12 protein-coding genes are annotated in these 16751 nt (G+C 66.1%); 7 read left to right on the top strand and 5 right to left on the bottom strand.

The window, feature by feature from the left end; translation table 11 throughout:
• Positions 1 to 154: 154 nt before the first annotated feature.
• Positions 155 to 2512 (bottom strand): DEAD/DEAH box helicase, encoded by a 2358-nt coding sequence (locus tag K883_RS03145; RefSeq protein WP_008259613.1) that lies wholly within the window; start codon positions 2510 to 2512, stop codon positions 155 to 157.
• 240 nt (positions 2513 to 2752) lie between these two features.
• Here K883_RS03145 and K883_RS03140 point away from each other — a divergent pair, with 240 nt between their 5' ends.
• From K883_RS03140 to K883_RS03130, 3 genes are all read left to right on the top strand, one after another.
• Positions 2753 to 3322: a type IV toxin-antitoxin system AbiEi family antitoxin domain-containing protein gene (locus K883_RS03140; RefSeq protein WP_008259605.1), complete on the top strand. Its 570-nt coding sequence runs from the start codon at positions 2753 to 2755 to the stop codon at positions 3320 to 3322.
• Complete coding sequence (locus tag K883_RS03135) at positions 3312 to 4262, top strand: nucleotidyl transferase AbiEii/AbiGii toxin family protein (RefSeq protein ID WP_008259603.1); 951 nt, start codon at positions 3312 to 3314, stop codon at positions 4260 to 4262. The genes K883_RS03140 and K883_RS03135 overlap by 11 nt, the downstream gene beginning before the upstream one ends.
• A gap of 616 nt (positions 4263 to 4878) precedes the next feature.
• Positions 4879 to 5658, top strand: a complete 780-nt coding sequence (locus K883_RS03130) for an RsiV family protein (RefSeq protein WP_008259601.1) — start codon at positions 4879 to 4881, stop codon at positions 5656 to 5658.
• 11 nt (positions 5659 to 5669) lie between these two features.
• Here K883_RS03130 and K883_RS03125 read toward each other — a convergent pair whose 3' ends face one another.
• Both K883_RS03125 and K883_RS03120 read right to left on the bottom strand, forming a co-directional pair.
• Positions 5670 to 6158, bottom strand: a complete 489-nt coding sequence (locus K883_RS03125; protein WP_008259599.1) for a glutathione peroxidase — start codon at positions 6156 to 6158, stop codon at positions 5670 to 5672.
• A 20-nt stretch (positions 6159 to 6178) separates the two neighbouring features.
• Positions 6179 to 6715 carry a hypothetical protein gene (locus K883_RS03120; RefSeq protein WP_008259597.1) on the bottom strand — a complete coding sequence of 179 codons (537 nt, stop codon included), beginning with the start codon at positions 6713 to 6715 and terminating at the stop codon, positions 6179 to 6181.
• A gap of 271 nt (positions 6716 to 6986) precedes the next feature.
• Between K883_RS03120 and K883_RS03115 the strand changes: the two genes are divergently transcribed.
• Both K883_RS03115 and K883_RS03110 read left to right on the top strand, forming a co-directional pair.
• Complete coding sequence (locus K883_RS03115; protein ID WP_008259594.1) at positions 6987 to 8279, top strand: MCE family protein; 1293 nt, start codon at positions 6987 to 6989, stop codon at positions 8277 to 8279.
• Between the two features lie 314 nt (positions 8280 to 8593).
• A complete protein-coding gene (locus K883_RS03110) occupies positions 8594 to 9901 on the top strand; it encodes an MCE family protein (RefSeq protein ID WP_008259593.1) in 1308 nt (435 codons plus the stop codon).
• 50 nt (positions 9902 to 9951) lie between these two features.
• Here the strand turns inward: K883_RS03110 and K883_RS03105 are convergent, their stop codons facing one another.
• Positions 9952 to 10869, bottom strand: a complete 918-nt coding sequence (locus K883_RS03105; protein ID WP_008259591.1) for a DMT family transporter — start codon at positions 10867 to 10869, stop codon at positions 9952 to 9954.
• A gap of 103 nt (positions 10870 to 10972) precedes the next feature.
• Positions 10973 to 11848 (bottom strand): oxidoreductase, encoded by an 876-nt coding sequence (locus K883_RS03100; protein WP_008259588.1) that lies wholly within the window; start codon positions 11846 to 11848, stop codon positions 10973 to 10975.
• Between the two features lie 186 nt (positions 11849 to 12034).
• Here K883_RS03100 and K883_RS03095 point away from each other — a divergent pair, with 186 nt between their 5' ends.
• Together K883_RS03095 and K883_RS03090 are read left to right on the top strand one after the other, a co-directional pair.
• Positions 12035 to 13066, top strand: coding sequence for a diacylglycerol/lipid kinase family protein (locus K883_RS03095; protein ID WP_020823341.1), 1032 nt, complete (start codon positions 12035 to 12037; stop codon positions 13064 to 13066).
• Between the two features lie 435 nt (positions 13067 to 13501).
• Positions 13502 to 16750, top strand: coding sequence for a thioester reductase domain-containing protein (locus K883_RS03090; protein ID WP_020823340.1), 3249 nt, complete (start codon positions 13502 to 13504; stop codon positions 16748 to 16750).
• The last annotated feature ends 1 nt before the right edge of the window (position 16751 follow it).

Genomic DNA, 16751 nt, shown 5'->3' with positions numbered 1-16751 from the left:
GATCGGCGGCATCGCGTCGGACTCTGGAAGACCGTTGGAGGGTGGGATGTGACCGCTGAGAGCGTTGGCTACTCGGGCCGTCGGGCGCGCCTATCAAGAACACCTTGCCGCCCGCGCTGTGTATGAGTTGCTCAGCCGTACTGGTCGGCGACGCCTATCGGAGCAGTGTTCTGGGGTCGGGGAAGCCCAGTTTGGTGTAGCCGGGCGCACGCTTTCGCAGCGAAGAGGCGAGTACTGGGGTGAGTTCGTCGTAGTAGTCGTGCACGGTTGCGGCGGACTTGGCGGCGTGGGGCCGGGTGACGCGCCCCACGTATTGGACGAGTCGGTTCTTGAACGTGATTGGAGCGGCGAGAAACAGCGTGTCCAGGGCCGGACAGTCGAATCCCTCGCCGATGAACGAGCTGGTGCCGACGATCAGCAAGGGCCCGTCGTCGGCGGTGTGGTTGGCGAGTTGCTGAGAGATCTCGCGGCGCTGGCGCGCCTTCATCTGGCCGCTCAGCACGACGACATCCTTCCCGACGTTTCGGAGTCGTTCGGCGATGGCGTTGAGGTGATCGATCCAGGTGGTAAGTACGAGGATGTTGGCGCCGTCGGCGTGAGCGCAGAGGACGTCGGCGATGATCTGCTCAAGCCGGCCCTCGTCGGCAATGAGGGCTCGGTAGATCTCGGCCATTCCGCCTGGCGCACTGGGATCGGCTTGCCCGGTGTAGCGGAACTGGGTGGGATGGACGTGTAGGAGGGGGTGCGGTGCGAGCAGGTCGGTGCCTGCCGAGGGGAATTGGCCGGCGGTAGGGCCTTCGAGGGTGACGTGATGTGATCCGAGTTGGTGGTAGATGAGGTCTTCGAGCCCGTCGCGGCGTTCAGGTGTGGCAGTGAGCCCGAGCCAGTATTTTGCGGGTATTCGATTGAGGACATGGAAGAACGCGCTGGCGGCGATGTGGTGGCACTCGTCGACGACGACGAAACCGTAACCGGCGGTGAGAGCTTCGATGTTGTCGCGGCGCGCGAGGGTAGGTAGCAGCGCAATGTCGATAATGCCGGTGGTTTTGGATCGGCCGCCGCCGATCTGTCCGCACTTGAATCCGAGATGCTTCTGTAAGCGGTCACGCCATTGGTCGGCCAGTGCTTTGCGGTCGACCAGGATGATGGTCGAGGTGGCGCGGGAAGCGATGGCGGCGCAGGCAATCACCGTCTTGCCCAATCCAGGAGGCGCGATCAGCACGCTGGTGTCTTCGTCAATTAATCGCCGGACTGCGTCGGCCTGTTCGGACCTGAGCTCGGTTGAGCAGATGAATTCGTGACTGTCGCCGATGGCGCGCTTGTCGTCGATGTGCAACGTACTTCCCGCTGACTCGACCAAGTCGGTGAGCAGCCCGTACAGGCCACGAGGCAGCACAAGATCGCCCTCGACTGTCTCGTCGTAGCTGTACAGGAACCGCGGAGTATCCCAGGTGCTGCGTCGAGCGCGCTGGCGAGCATCAAACTCGGGATTGCGGATGGAGGCGGCGTGCTTGACAGCAGCGATCATCGCGGGTCCGAGATCGCTGGCAGTCAGAGTGATTCGGGATGTGAACGTCGCCCGGATGATCGCTGCCGGCCTGGGAACGATTTTCGACGAAGTGGGTAGCTGCAGCCGACGCACACGATGGCCGAACAGCGGATCGGGCAGAGTGCGAGCGAGCGCGGCCACGTCCTTGTGCGACAGCCTTGCGATGCTGGACAGGTAGGCCCATTGGTCGTCGAATGGTTCCAGCGTTGCAGGGTCGAGGAACAGCGTTGTGCCGTGCTGTCGGCGTTTGCCGTTGAGGGGGGCGGCGATGAGGTTGCCCATGCTGCGGCCGGTGTGGATATCTTGGGAGGGAAACAGCCGGTCGTAGCTGCTGAGATGCATGCTGCCGCGGAGTTGGAAAGCCTCGCCGAGCAGGCTGGTCGCGATGTTGCGGGCTGTTGCCGCCGACATAGCCTGTGCGAAGAAGATCCATACGTGCGCACCTCGGCCCGACTGCGACACCTCTAAAGCTGCCGGAACATTGTGGGCTCGTGCGGCTTTCATATAAGCCAGCGCATCGAGCATTGCGGCCTCCTTGTCGAAGTCGGCCGCGACCCACCAGCAGGTGTCATCGTCGCCAAGCGGATACAGGCCTATATGAACCTCCCCGCGCAGGTGTTGGTCGACGACGTCCGGAGTCAGTGGAAGATACGGTGCGTCGGCGCGGTTCATGCCCTTGCGCCAGTAGCCGCGGATGGCCGGCATCCAACCGGATCGGCCGTCGCGGCGGTTCTCCCAACGCAGCGCGTAAACGTCGGAGCGACAACGAAACAGATCGAGGAAGAAGCGAACCTTAGCTTCGGGCACCGACCTCATACTGACCGGCGACTCCGGCGCGCCAGACAGGGTGGCTTGATCCGGATCCGCCGCTCGCGCCTGCTCTTCGCTGAGTTTCAGTAGCCGACGCAAGCGCACATTGTCGGTGCGCAACGTCTCCAACTCACCGGGGAACCGCTCCTCCACAACCACAGTCTGCCGGTCCGTTAGCTCGGCCATGCGGGCCGATGGCGTCAAGCTATCGACTGCGCAAACGGTGAAGCGAGGGTCGGGCAGCCGCCTCGGTAAGACGGTCAGATTAGGGCGCGCGAAGGGGGGCTCTCGACCATGTCGAGTCCCGAGGTGCCGTCTAGCCGCGAAATAGATGAGGTACGTTGGACCCGACGCTAGGTGGCGATAGTATCACGATTTCGTTATACTTTTGCCATGCAGACAAAGCCGCTGGCGCGGGACGAGCTCTGGGAGGTTGCGACCACGCAGCTCGGGTTCGTGACTGCTCAGCAGGCTGCAGATCTGGGTGTGGGCAAGGGTGCGCTGCAGATGCTTGTGCAGCGGGGCACGCTGATGCGTGTTGCGCACGGGGTTTACCGGTTCCCGAAGTATCCGGTCGGGCAGTACGACCCCTACATGCTTGCCGTGCTGTGGACGCGAGCACCGGAGGCGTGTCTGAGCCATGAGACTGCGATGGACGCCTATGGCATCAGCGACGTCAACCCGAACCGTATCCACATCACCGTCGCCAAGCACCGGCGGCTGCGCCGTGCGGGTGGCGAGGACTACGTGCTCCACCGGGAGGACCTCGCGCCAGCGCAGATCGGCTGGTGGCAGGAGATTCCCACCGTCACGGCGGCGACAGCCGTTGCCCAGTGCATCGCCTGCGGCACACCCACCTACCTGCTGCGGCAGGCCCTCGACCGGGGGCATGTCCAGGGCTATTTGAAGACCGCCGAGCGTGACGAGTTGGCCAGGGCATTGGACGCTCGCGATGGGCGATGACCGTATTGGCTCACGGCTCGCCGACCTGCTGCACACGCTGAAGCCGAAGACGAAGCAGCCTGCGTCGGTGACCGTCCTGAACAACTGGATTGCCCAGGCCGAAGGCAAACTCGGCGCGGAGGCCAAGGGCGGCAGGCTTGGCTGGCTCGTCGCTTCGTCGGTCGCCATCGCATGTGTCCAACGCGCAATCGACGTCGACGGCAGGCAACTGTTCCTCCTCAAGGGCGGCGCCCTGCTGCAGCACCGCTTGCCCGCCACCGCCCGCACCACCAAGGATGTCGACGGGCTCGTCCGCGGTGACCTGGACGCGTTTCTTCTGGCCTTGGAGGACGCGCTGGCCGAGCCATGGGGCCCTCTGATGTTGCGCCGGGGCGAGGTCGAGGTCGTCAACGTTCCCACCAGGATCATCAAGCCACGTCGGTTCGACATCATTATCGAGTTCCGAGGTGTCACCTGGAGGCGCATCCAGTTCGAGGTCTCACCCGACGAGTCAGGCATCGGCGGGGACTTCGAGTCCATCGAGCCGCCGCCACTGAGCGGGTTTGGCCTGCCGGACCCCGACACCCTCGTTGGGATCGCCATGCGCTTCCAGATCGCGCAGAAGATTCACGCGGTTTCCGATCCTCATGAACCGCCGGACTCCATCAACGATCGTGCCCGCGACGTTGTGGACCTGCTCCTGTTGCGTGACCTCGCGGCCGCGACCGGAAGCCCGACGCTGGCCGAGATCCGTGCAGCTGGTGCGGCCGTCTTTCAGGCCCGAGCCGACGAAGCCTTGCAACTCGGTTTGCCGGCGAGGACGTGGCCGCCGACGGTGACCGGACACGACCACTGGGGTCACGATTACAAGCGGGCTGCCGCCTCAGCCAGCGTCGAGCTGTCGCTCGACGCGGCCGTCGCTGAGATCAACGCCTGGATCGCCGAGGTCGACAAGGCATGACGCCAGCCCTATGTCAGATCGCGCCGAAAGTTGCTGCGCGTGAACGGATTTGTGAACGAACCGGCGGAACCGGTGAGATGGCGTGGTATCTACCGTGACGACCCGGACGGGGAGATTAATCATGAGCTGCACGTGAGACCTGCGGATCTGTGTGAAACGTCCACCGGTTAGCGAGCACGCGTCTGAACACGCCATGCCCGAATATGGAGGCTTACCGGCAAGGTGCCCTCGAGGTGGCTGGTCGGCTGCACTTGCCACTTGGCGCGTTTGGCCACGGATTTGGACACGGAACACGGTGGAACTGACGCGAATAAGCGGGCCGGGGCGAGACAGGCTGGACGGCTGACAAGAGGCTGATGTGGACGTATGAGTCCGATCGCGGTGACGGAGACCGCAACCGGTCAGCTCATAACCCAGAGGTCGCAGGTTCGAATCCTGTCCCCGCTACCAGCGGAAATGGCCCCCGGAGACTTCTCCCGGGGCCATTTTCATGCCGCCGCGACCACGAGCTCATCAGCCGTCTCAGGAAGTCCGGCAATCATGGGTGGCGGCGTGATGGCATATCTTTACCTCCATCCGTCGCATCGGTACCGCGAGTTGTCGGAGGAGATCCCACATGCGCAGCATCCAGGTGGCAGCGTCCGCCACGGCCCTCGTTCTCTTCGGCTCGGTCGGCGTCGCCGCCGCCGCGCCGCCGAAGGACTACTGCGCCGAGCTCAAGGGCGCCAACACCGGCCAGGCATGCCAGATCCAGATGGCCGACCCCGGCTACAACGTCAACATCAGCTTCCCGGTCAACTACCCCGACCAGAAGTCCGTGGCCGACTTTATCACCAAGGAGCGCGACGATTTCCTCAACGCCGCCAAATCGTCCGCACCCCGCGACCAGCCCTACCAGCTGACCATTTCGTCGACGAATTACGGGTCGGCGATACCACCGCGCGGCACCGAGGCCGTGGTGTTCAAGGTCGTCGAGAACACCGGCGCCCCCAAGACGACGTTCAAGTCGTTCAACTGGGACCAGACCTATCGCAAGGCGATCGTGTGGACCGCCGCCTCGGACGACAAGAACAACACGCCCTTGTGGCGCGTCGACGACCCGCTGCAGACCGTCGCGCCGATCGTGCAGAGCGAGCTGCAGAAGCAGGCCGCGCCGCCCGCGAACCCGGCGCAGACCCCGCCGGCGAACCAGCCGCAGACCACACCGCCCGCGAACCAGACGCCGACGGCGCCGCCGGTGGCCATCGCGCCGGCCGCCGCCTACGACCCGGCGAACTACCAGAATTTCGCCGTCACCAACGATGGCGTGATCTTCTTTTTCGACCAAGGTCGCATGGTGCCCGACGCCACTCAGGTGTTGGTGCCGCGCTCCGCGATCGACCCGATGCTCGCCTAGCGAGCGCCGACCTACCGCGGCAGCACGGCCTCGATGGCGCTGATGACCTCGGGGGCGTCGGGCTCGGTGCGGGGCCGGAAGCGCTGCACCACCGCACCGTCGGGTGCGAGGAGGAACTTCTCGAAGTTCCACTGGATGTCTCCCGCCTGGCCGTCGGCGTCGGCGGCTTTGGTCAACTCGGCGTAGAGCGGGTGGCGGCCGTCGCCGTTGACGTCGGTCTTCGCCAGCAACGGGAACGTCACCCCGTAGGTCGTCGAGCAGAACTCCTGGATCTCGTCGGCCGTGCCGGGTTCCTGTCCCATGAACTGGTTACACGGGACGCCGACGACGGTCAGGCCGCGGTCGCGGTAGTCCTTGGCCAGCTTCTCGAGCGCCGTGTACTGCGGAGTGAGCCCGCATTTGGAGGCCACGTTGACGACGAGCGTTGCGCCGTCGGACAATTCGGCCAGCGTGGTGGGCCGGCCGTCGAGGGTGTTCAGGGCGATGTCTTTGAGGGTCACGCCGACGACGCTAACGCAGATCAGAGCCAACCGGTACGGGCGGCGGCAACCGGCTCGGCGGGTTCGGGGGCCAGCTCCCCGTCCCGCACACCGTCGAGCAACCGCTTCACCGCGGCGACGATCTCCGGCGCCGCGGCGGCGAGCCCCTTCTTGTCGGCCTCGCTGACCGCGTCGGCGTCGACGCCGGCCCGGGTCAGCACGGCGGACGGGTCGGCCAGCTGCTCGGCCAGCCACGACACCGGGTCCGCTGAGAGCTCCGGGACGAAGTGCCGGCGTCCGGGTTCCCAGCCGTCGAAACGCGGGTGGTGATGGGCCCGGTCCAGCGTCCCCGGTGGGCTCTCCGTCGATCCGAAAAGGTCCACCCGCCACACCGGGCGGGTGAAGGCGATCGGGACGCCGGCATAGATCGAGCCCTGGGGCTCGGCCCGGTCGACGAGGCGCAGTTCCAGTCTGACGCCCCGCTCCGGGGTTTCCTGACCTTCGAGCGGGGACGGGTCGACGAAATACATGTCGCCGACGACCACACCCAGGGATTCGAATCCGAACGCTGCGAGCATTGCGCACCTCTCCTTACCGCTACCCGAGCGTAGACCCGCACGCGGACGGGTGCGCCGCCACCGAAGAGGGGACGCGCCAGCGCGTCTCGTAAAGTTGAGCGCTGGAACAGGCGCCAACACGAATTTTGTTAATGGCGGTTCGCATAAGTGCGGGCGTCGCGGTAGATTTTAATGATCTTTCTATCAAGGGCTCCTGGTATCGGCTCTGACCCGGGGGAGAACGTAAGGGGCGGCGACGGTGGTGTCGAGACAGCAGAGTCCCGGTTCACCTGTGCAGATCAACTCGCAGCGGACCCCGCCCTATAAGTGGATCGCGGTCGCCACCCTGCTCGTGCTCGCGATGATTTTGGCCTTGGTGTATGGGCAGTTCCGGGGCGACTTCACCCCCAAGACCAACCTGACGATGCTGGCGTCGCGGGCCGGTCTGGTGATGGATCCGGGGTCGAAGGTGACCTATAACGGGGTGGAGATCGGCCGTGTCGGCAAGATCGCGGAGACGGTGCGTGATGGCAAGCCGGCGGCGAAGTTCACGCTGGAGGTCTATCCGCGGTATTTGAAGCTGATCCCGTCGAATGTGAATGCCGATATCAAGGCGACGACGGTGTTCGGTGGCAAGTATGTGTCGTTGACGACGCCGGCGCATCCGTCGCCGCAGAAGATCACCGCGCATACCGTGCTGGATGCGCGTTCGGTGACCACCGAGATCAACACGTTGTTTCAGACGATCACCTCGATCGCGCAGAAGGTCGATCCGGTCAAGCTGAATCTGACGTTGAGCGCGGCGGCGCAGTCGTTGGCCGGGTTGGGGGACAAGCTGGGGCAGTCGGTGGTCAACGCCAATACGCTCCTCGACGACGTGAATCCGCGGATGCCGCAGGCGCGCAAGGACATTCAGCGGTTGGCGGCGCTGGGGGACACCTATGCGGACGCGTCACCGGATCTGTTCGACTTCTTGAACAACGCGGTGGTGACCTCGCGCACGATCAACGCGCAGCAAAAGGATTTGGATCAGGCGCTGTTGTCGGCGGCGGGGTTCGGCAACACCGGGGCCGAGCTGTTCACCAAGGGCGGCCCGTATCTGGCGCGTGGCGCGGGCGACCTGGTGCCGACGGCCCAACTGCTCGACACCTACAGCCCCGAACTTTATTGCACCTTGCACAACTACCACGACATCGTGCCCATCACCGGCGCCTCCGAAGGTGGCTTCAACGGCTACTCGCTGAACATGAACACCGAGGTCACCTCGGGCCTAGGTCTGTTGCTCAATCCGGTCGCCACCGTCCCGGTCATCGCGTCGCTCCTGGGCGGCATCGCCGGGGTGGTCGGCGGGGCGCCCAACCCCTACATCTGGCCCGAGAACCTGCCACGCGTGAACGCCCGCGGCGGCCCCGGCGGCGCCCCGGGTTGCTGGCAGCGGGTCACCCGCGACCTGTGGCCCGCGCCCGAACTCGTGATGGACACTGGCAACAGCCTTGCGCCCTACAACCACCTGGACACCGGATCGCCGTACGCGATCGAGTACGTCTGGGGCCGCCAGGTCGGCGACAACACCATCAACCCGTAGCACGCGAAAGAGTTGCCGGGAACCATCATTCGCGTGGCGCCACGGTCGGCGGCCCCGCCGCGCGGCGCGATAGTTCGGCGTTGCTTTGTTCGTGCCACCGCGTCGCGGTACATTGCACTGGTCTTCGTTATTGCATCTGTGTACAGAGCCCCTGGTAACGGGCAGTGAGTCGGGGGAGTGATTTGCCGCAGCGCCGCCAGGCCGCGGCACCGACGTGAGGGGCCAGCTGTGGCGACGGTGGGTTATGAATAACCAACCGCATGCCTGGCTGCCGCCCAGCGCGGAATCGACCTTCGGATTCGTGGTGTAGCGCCATGGAAGGTTCACCCGTTCAGATCAACGACTCCCGGGTCCCGCCCTACAAGGTCTACACCTTTGTCGTTGTGGTGGTGCTCGCGGTGATCTTCACCTTGGTGTACATCCAGTTCCGAGGCGGCTTCACGCCGAAGACCGAGTTGACGATGCTGGCGTCGCGGGCTGGGTTGGTGATGGATCCGGGGTCGAAGGTGACCTACAACGGGGTGGAGATCGGCCGTGTCGGCAAGATTGCGGAGACGGTGCGTGACGGCAAGCCGGCGGCGAAGTTCACGCTAGAGGTCTATCCGCGGTATTTGGCGTTGATCCCGTCGAATGTGAATGCCGATATCAAGGCGACGACGGTGTTCGGTGGCAAGTATGTGTCGTTGACGACGCCGGCGCATCCGTCGCCGCAGAAGATCTCGGCGCACACGGTGCTGGATGCGCGTTCGGTGACGACCGAGATCAATACGTTGTTTCAGACGATCACCTCGATCGCGCAGAAGGTGGATCCGGTCAAGCTGAATTTGACGTTGAGCGCGGCGGCGCAGTCGTTGGCCGGGTTGGGGGACAGGTTCGGGCAGTCGGTGGTGAATGCGAACGCGGTTTTGGATGAGGTGAATCCGCGGATGCCGCAGGCGCGCAAGGACATTCAGCGGTTGGCGGCGCTGGGCGACACCTATGCGGACGCCTCGCCGGATCTGTTCGACTTCTTGAACAACGCGGTGGTCACCTCGCGCACGATCAACGCGCAGCAAAAGGATTTGGATCAGGCGTTGTTGTCGGCGGCGGGGTTCGGCAACACCGGCGCGGACCTGTTCACCAAGGGCGGCCCGTACCTGGCGCGCGGGGCCGCCGACCTGGTGCCGACGGCGCAGTTGCTCGACACCTACAGCCCCGAGATCTATTGCCTGATGCGCAGCGAAGTCGATGCGCTGGGCCCCACGGGCGCGGCCGAAGGCGGCTTCAACGGCTACTCGCTGAACATGGACACCGAAGTGCTCTCCGGGCTCGGACTGATCGCGAACCCGGTGTCCGCGGTGCCCGTCATCGCGTCGCTGGTGGGCGGTGTCGCCGGGGTGGTCGGCGGGGCGCCCAACCCCTACATCTGGCCCGAGAACCTGCCGCGGGTGAACGCCCGCGGCGGCCCCGGCGGCGCCCCGGGTTGCTGGCAGAAAATCAGCCGCGACCTATGGCCCGCACCCGAGTTGGTCATGGACACCGGCAACAGCATCGCGCCCTACAACCACCTGGACACCGGATCGCCGTACGCGATCGAATACGTCTGGGGCCGCCAGGTCGGCGATAACACCATCAACCCCTAGCAGCCGAAAAGCTTGCTAGAGGCGGCGATTCGCGTCTCGCTCCGGCCCGCTCACGCCTGGGTAGCGGCGGTCGGCCGCTCATTGGATTTCACATCGCGCCCCGCACCGGCCGACACCGTGGCCGCCTCACCGCGCGCCAGGCCCACCGTCGCGACGATCACCACCACAGCCGTCACCGCCAGGACAAACCACTCCCAGCCGCCGGCCGCGAGCGTCTCGCCGAGCACGACGATCCCGAGGATCCCGCCCACCACGGGCTTCGCCACGATGATCGTCGGCAGGGACGCGGTGAGCGCGCCGGCCCGATACGCCGATTGGTGATAGATCATCCCGGCCACCCCGCAGCCCACCAGGGCATAGAGCTCGAAGGATTGCCACACCTGGCCCGGATGGCGCTCGAGGATGTCGACGACGCCCTTCATCAGGACCGCGAACACCGCGAGCAGCGATCCGGCCACCGCCGCCAGCAGCAGCGCCGCGACGGGACGATCCACCCAGATGCGGGCGCCCAACAAGCCCAGCAGCAACAGCGGGCCGATCACCGCGGCCACCACGAGCCACGTCTGCAGCGGCGCCCGCTGCTGACCGCCGGTCGGGTCTCCGATCGCGATCAGCACCGCCAGCGCGACCGCCAGCAGCAGCGCCCAGGTCCACTCCCGGCGCGTGATCGGGTGCTGGCTCATCCGCGCGTAAATCGGCAGCGCGAACAGCAGCGCCGTCACCTGCAGCGACATCACCAGCAACACCGAGCCCTTGTCGAGGGCGGCGGCCAGCAGCACGTAACTGCCGATGTCGCCCAAACCGCCCAGCCACCAGCGGGTGTCGCGCAGCAACATGCCGAACAACGTCAGGTGGCCCACCCGCCCGTCGGTGACCTCCTGCGCGGACCGCTGACGCACGACGTTGCCGATCGCGGATGCCAGCGCGGCACACAGGGCGAGAATGGCCGCCAGATGCACGTCGGACATGGCATAACCTCCTCACCCAGCTGGCTTGTGCTCGAACTACTAATTTAATCGCGGCGCCGACCCGCGCGCCCCGCGGTTGCCCAGCCGCACAGACGCGGCCCGCTCAGAGCGGGAATGCGGTTCCGGTGAGCCGCTCGGACAGTTCCCAGAGCGCGGCGGCGGTGCCCGCGCTCTTGGCCGGCCAGTTGCGCCACGTCGGTTGGGTGCGACCGTACAGCCCGAACCGCGGGCCGACGAAGGTGTTGCCCGGCAAATCCTGCGACACCGCGTACAACGTCTGGCGGGCGCCGAACTCCGCGTCGGTCGACACGATGCGGTCGACCGCCAGGACCGCCGCGTCGCCCAGTTTGCGGCCGGAGTTGCCCTGCAGGTTCGTGTGCGACCATCCGGGGTGGGCGGCCAGGGCGCGCAGCGACGCGCCGACGCCGTCCAAACGCCGCTGCAGCTCGCTGGTGAACAGCAGATTGGCCAGCTTCGACTGGCTGTAGGACAGCCAGGCCGAATAGGGCCGCGACTGAAAGTTCAAGTCTTTGAGGCTGATATAGCCGAAGTGGTGCATCAGCGAGGACACCGTCACCACGCGGTCGGTCAGCTTGGGCAACAGCAGGTTGGTCAAGGCGAAGTGGCCGAGGTGATTGGTGCCGATCTGACCCTCGAAGCCGTCGACGGTCACCGCGTGTTTGGTGGCCATGATGCCGGCGTTGTTGACCAGGACGTCGACGGTGTCGATGCCCTCGGCGAAGCGTCGCACCGACGACAGGTCCTGCAGATCGAGCTGGCGCACCTCGGCCCGACCGGGGCCGGCCATGCGGGCGGCGGCGGCGTGCCCCTTGTCGGTGTTGCGGACGGCCAGGATGACGTGGCCACCGACCCGCACCAACTCGCGGGCGGTGACCTCACCCAGCCCGGCGTTGGCGCCGGTGATGATGACGGTACGTCCGGCGAACGAGGGCAGCTCCGCTGCGGTCCAATCGGCCATGGCAGACACCCTAACGACGCACCTGCCGGGCGCGCCGCTGGGCCGAGCGGCCGCGCGGTGGCGGTGAGGACGCATTGCTCGTCCGGCGGCGCTCGCAGGTATCGTGCCTGGGATGACCAGCGACATCCCACCGGCGCGGGTAGCACGACAGCGGTGTTTTGTCAGGTACGCGTGGGGGACCGCCGGATGTTTCTAGGCGTCATCGTCAATCCGAAAGCGCGGAAGAATCGTGCCGCGCCCCGCGGGCGCATCGACGAACTGCGTCGCCTCGTCGGTCCCTGGGGCGAGGTGCACGAGACCGCATCCATCGACGATCTCCGCGAAACCATCGCGCAGATCGGTCCCCGGGTCACCCACCTGGTGGGCGACGGTGGCGACGGCGCGCTGCACTGGTTGATCAACGAAACCGAGCGATGCATCGGCGACCCGGAAAGTTGGCCGGCGTTCGTCCCGTCCAACGGGGGCAGCGTGAACGCGGTGGCCCGCAAGGCCCGGGTCCGCGGCCGGCCGGAGACGATCATCCGCGCATTGGTCGCCGCCGCCGAGGCCGATCAGCCTCCGCCCGAGATGTGGCTCGACACGCTGGTGCTCGACGGCGAAACCGACGACGGCACGGCGTTTCATCGCCTCTGCTTCGGGCTGGCCGCCGGCGGGGTCGGGAACCGCTTCTACGACCGGTATTACGACGCCCCCGATCACGGTCGGCTCGCCGTCGCGCGGGTGATCGCCCGCAGCTTCGGCGACTACATCACGTCCAAGATCGCCCCGAGCCGGGTCAAGACGCCGAACTACGCCTCGATCCTGTTCACCCCCACGAGCGCCCGCGTGGTCATCGACGGCGAGGAGGTCCCGTCGCGCACGCACAGCCTGCTGCACGCCGGCGCGATCGATCTGCGCATCGGCGGCCCGCTGCGGTTGTTCCCCAAGGCTTCCGAGCCGGGCGCGCTGCACTTTCAGGCCGGATACCTGCGGCCGTCGCGGATCGTGGCGCAGCTTCCCACGGCGCTGACCAACGGCATGCTCCGCGGCAAGGGGCTGCGCGATGTCAACGGCCACGAGATGATCATCGAGGCCGAGGACGAGCCGCTGTCACCCATCATCGACGGGGAGCGCTTCCTGGGCATCGTGAAGCTCGTGGCCCGGGCGGGACCGCGGATCCGCATCGCGCAGGTCGCCCCGTCCACCATCGCCCGCGCGCACAGCGCGCCGGCGCCGTGACGCCTGTCACTTTTTAGTTCGCAATCCACTTCCGGCGCCTGGGCACAAAAAGCCCGGAAAATCGGAATATGGAAATCTTTTCTGGCTCAGCGATTTGACCATAAGGAGACGCGGGTGGCAGGGTTATTATTGCGCGCGCCACAGGACATATGAATTGCGTGGATTAGTACATCCGTACGTCAGTATCTGAGGAGCAACATCGAGCATAATTCCTGGTCACCCACCACTGAGATACTGAAGTCCGTATCGACACAGATCAGGATTTGTGCAATTAAATTCCCCGCTTAAGTCGAAGCTGTGAATGTGTTGTGCATAGCCCATTAATGATGCTGGATGTTTTGCTCTTCACCGGCCGTCAGGGTTACATTGGTTTTATATTCATGACGGAAGTCGTTCCCGGGCTCAGCCCAAACCTGGAAGGGGGTCGCTCCAAAGATGGAGACGCTGATCGATTACCTGCACAAGTGGGAAGCGCTGAAGCCGGACCAGACTCTCTTCCGCTTCGTCGACGCCGACGGGCGCGAACTCGAGCACTACACCTATCAGAGCTTCGCCGACCGCACCCGCGAACTGGCCGCCTACCTGTCCAAAGAGGCCGACCTCAAAGCGGGCGAGCGCGCGTTGCTCGTCTACCCCCCCGGCCTGGAGATGATCGCGGCGCTGTATGCCTGCGCCCGAATCGGGGTGATCGCCGTCCCCGTCAGCCCACCGCTGCCCATGTCGTTCGAGTCCGGACTGGCCAAGCTCAGTTTCATCGCGCGGGATTGCGGCGCCAAGGCCGTGCTGTCGACGAAGCAATTCGAGTACGACTTCCGGCTGCTGCTCGGCCAGCGCCACGGTGGGCAGGCGTGGTCCGACGCCGCCCTGCCGGAGCTGCCCTGGTTCGCCACCGACGGCGCCCAGGAATTCGGCGGCGCCCCGGTGGCGGACACGCCGGGGGACGTGCTCTTCCTGCAATACACCTCGGGCTCGACGAACGACCCCAAGGGCGTCATCGTCAGCCACGCCAACGTGATTGCCAACGGGTCCGCCTTCACCGGCGACGTGGTCCTGGCCTCGTGGCTTCCGCAGCATCACGACATGGGCCTGATCTCGGCCTACATGTTCATCCTGCTGCTGGGCGGGTCCACCCATGCGATGTCGCCGCTGGACTTCCTCGCGCGGCCCTCGTCCTGGCTTCGGCTGATCAGCGACGTGCGCGCCACGCACACGCCGGGACCGAACTTCGCGCTCGAATACTGCCTGCGTGAAGACAAGCTGCCCGCGTCCGAGCTGGCCGGTGTCGACCTGAGCAGCCTCGAGTGCATCGTCGTGGGGGCAGAACCGTTGCGGGCCAACACCTTCGACCAATTCCGGAAGCGGTTCGGCGACTACGGCCTGCGGCCCGAGGCGCTGACCGGCGCCTACGGCATGGCCGAGTCCACCCTGATCGTCTCGATCCGGGGGCGCCAGACCATCACAGTGAACAAGCGCGGGCTGGAAAAGAATGTCGCACGCGTCGAAAAGGCGTTGCCGGAGAACAGCAACCAGGTCCCGCTGGTCAGTTGCGGCAAGCCCATCGACGAAACCCTGGTTCGCATCGTCGATCCCGAATCGCGGACGGCGCTGGGCGAGGGTCGGGTCGGCGAAGTCTGGCTGGACGGGCCCTCCAAGGGCGGCGGCTACTGGAACCGCCCGGAGCTCACCGCGGAGATGTTCGGGGCCCGCATCGCCGGCGATGACCACCACACCTATCTGCGGACCGGCGATCTCGGCTTCCTCTACGAGGGTGAGCTGTTCGTCTGCGGCCGCAGCAAGGACCTGATCATCGTGCGCGGCGTCAACTGCTACCCCTCCGACGTCGAAGCCGTCGTCGAACGCTCCGCCGGCCAGGTCCGCAGCGGGTGCGTCGCCGCGCTGTCGGTCGAGCGCGACGAGCAGGAGGCGTTGGTCGTGGTCGCCGAGGTGCGAGACGAGCACAACCTGCCCGACGCGAAGGCCCTGGCCCGCGCGATCCGGCGGCACTGCCACATCGATCCGCACACCATCGTGTTCGCGCCGCCACGCAGCATCCCCAAGACGACCTCGGGCAAGATCCGGCGCGCGCGGACCCGCCAGCTGTGGCTGGACGGCACGCTGCCCGCGTTCACGAGTTGGGTCAACCCGGCGGCCACCCGGACCCGCGAGGCCGTGGAGGTCAGTGCGGGCCCGCTGGAGCGCTTCCGCAATCTCATCGAGAGCTACGACCTCACCGGCGACGAGGACTGCTCGTTCGCCGACCTCGGCATCGATTCGCTGGCGCTGGCCGAACTCCGCACCGACCTGCAGGCCGTGCTCGAGGAGCACGGCGCGGGCGAGCTCGCCGACGAAGTCAACACGCGCCTGCTGCAGCGGCTGACGGTGGCCGAATTCTTCGGGCTGATGCGCCAATTCGGCGAGGGATCCGGCCAGCCGCTGGACGCCCTGCGCCGGGCGCTGGAGCAGATCTCGGCCGACTACGAGGCCTACGAGACCGCGCAGATGCGTGCCGACGCCGCCCTGCCGCTGCCCGAGCTCGCGCCCGCGCGAGCCGGTGCGCCCACCGACATCCTGCTGACCGGCGCGACCGGGTTTTTGGGGCCGTTCCTGGTGGGCAGCCTGCTCAGCCGGACGTCGTACAACGTGCACGCGCTGGTGCGAGCCACCGACGCCGCGCACGGTTTGGACCGTATCGTCGCGTCGCTGCGCCGCGCCCAGCTCTGGACGCCGGCGCTCGAGGCCGAGGTCCGGGCGCGGGTGCGGGTGATCTGTGGCGATCTCGCCGAGCCCGCGCTGGGCATCGGGGAGGCGGCCTTCCAGCAACTCGCCGAGGACGTCGACGCCGTCGTGCACAACGGCGCGCTGGTCAACTACGTGCGGACCTACGACGCGCTGCGGCCCGCGAACGTGGAAGGCACCCGCGAGCTGTTGCGGCTGGCGATGACCGCCCACCGCAAGACTTTCCACCTGGTCTCGAGCACGTTCATCTACGGCTGGAGCACCGAACCGGTGGTCGGGGAGTGGGACGCGAACGAGAAGATGGCCGGGCTGGACTTCGGCTACTCGCAAACCAAGTGGGTAGGCGAGCAGCTGGCGCTGGCCGCGCAGCGGAAGGGCCTCGACGTCCGCATCTACCGGCCGTCGCTGATCTCGCCGACCCGGGCGGGCTTCGGCAGCCAGGACGACATCCTGGTGCGCCTCACGGCATTCATGATCGAGCACGGTCTGGCCGTCAACGCGCTCAACCAGATCAGCCTGCTGCCGGCGGACCTCATCGCGGATCACATCGTCGCGCTGATGGACCTCCCAGACGAGTCGGGCAGTGTCTTCAACATGACGGCCGACGACTACTACAACCTGACCGACATCACCCGGATCTTGACCGAGCGCTACGGGTACCGCTTTGAGTACCACGACATCGAATCGTTCGCCGAGCAGCTGGACCGTCGGTGCACGCCGAACGACCAGATGTATCCGCTGGTCGACTTCCTCACCCGGTCGGCGGGCAAGATCGCGGCGATGCGCGACAAGCGCTACGACAACACCCAGTACCGTCATCGGCGGGGGCTGGCCACGGTCCGCCTGCGCGAGCCGGCGCTCACCGAGACGGTCGATCACCTCGTCCGGTTCTTGCGCAGCGAGCGTCTGATCACTGAAGTAGAGGACGAGGCCCAACGCAGCGCCTAGC

Origin of the sequence: Mycobacterium sp. TKK-01-0059, assembly GCF_000709305.1 — a bacterium.
Classification (GTDB): domain Bacteria; phylum Actinomycetota; class Actinomycetes; order Mycobacteriales; family Mycobacteriaceae; genus Mycobacterium; species Mycobacterium intracellulare.
Note: the sequence above shows the minus strand (reverse complement) of the source record. Positions and strands in the feature narration are given on the sequence as shown.

What these genes read in the sequence shown, in the direction of transcription:
- K883_RS03100 (WP_008259588.1), bottom strand. Translation starts at nt 11,848, where the DNA reads ATGGCCGATTGGACCGCAGCGGAGCTGCCCTCGTTCGCCGGACGTACC.
- K883_RS03105 (WP_008259591.1), bottom strand. Translation starts at nt 10,869, where the DNA reads ATGTCCGACGTGCATCTGGCGGCCATTCTCGCCCTGTGTGCCGCGCTG.
- K883_RS03130 (WP_008259601.1), top strand. Translation starts at nt 4,879, where the DNA reads ATGCGCAGCATCCAGGTGGCAGCGTCCGCCACGGCCCTCGTTCTCTTC.
- K883_RS03135 (WP_008259603.1), top strand. Translation starts at nt 3,312, where the DNA reads ATGGGCGATGACCGTATTGGCTCACGGCTCGCCGACCTGCTGCACACG.
- K883_RS03095 (WP_020823341.1), top strand. Translation starts at nt 12,035, where the DNA reads ATGTTTCTAGGCGTCATCGTCAATCCGAAAGCGCGGAAGAATCGTGCC.
- K883_RS03140 (WP_008259605.1), top strand. Translation starts at nt 2,753, where the DNA reads ATGCAGACAAAGCCGCTGGCGCGGGACGAGCTCTGGGAGGTTGCGACC.
- K883_RS03090 (WP_020823340.1), top strand. Translation starts at nt 13,502, where the DNA reads ATGGAGACGCTGATCGATTACCTGCACAAGTGGGAAGCGCTGAAGCCG.
- K883_RS03110 (WP_008259593.1), top strand. Translation starts at nt 8,594, where the DNA reads ATGGAAGGTTCACCCGTTCAGATCAACGACTCCCGGGTCCCGCCCTAC.
- K883_RS03120 (WP_008259597.1), bottom strand. Translation starts at nt 6,715, where the DNA reads ATGCTCGCAGCGTTCGGATTCGAATCCCTGGGTGTGGTCGTCGGCGAC.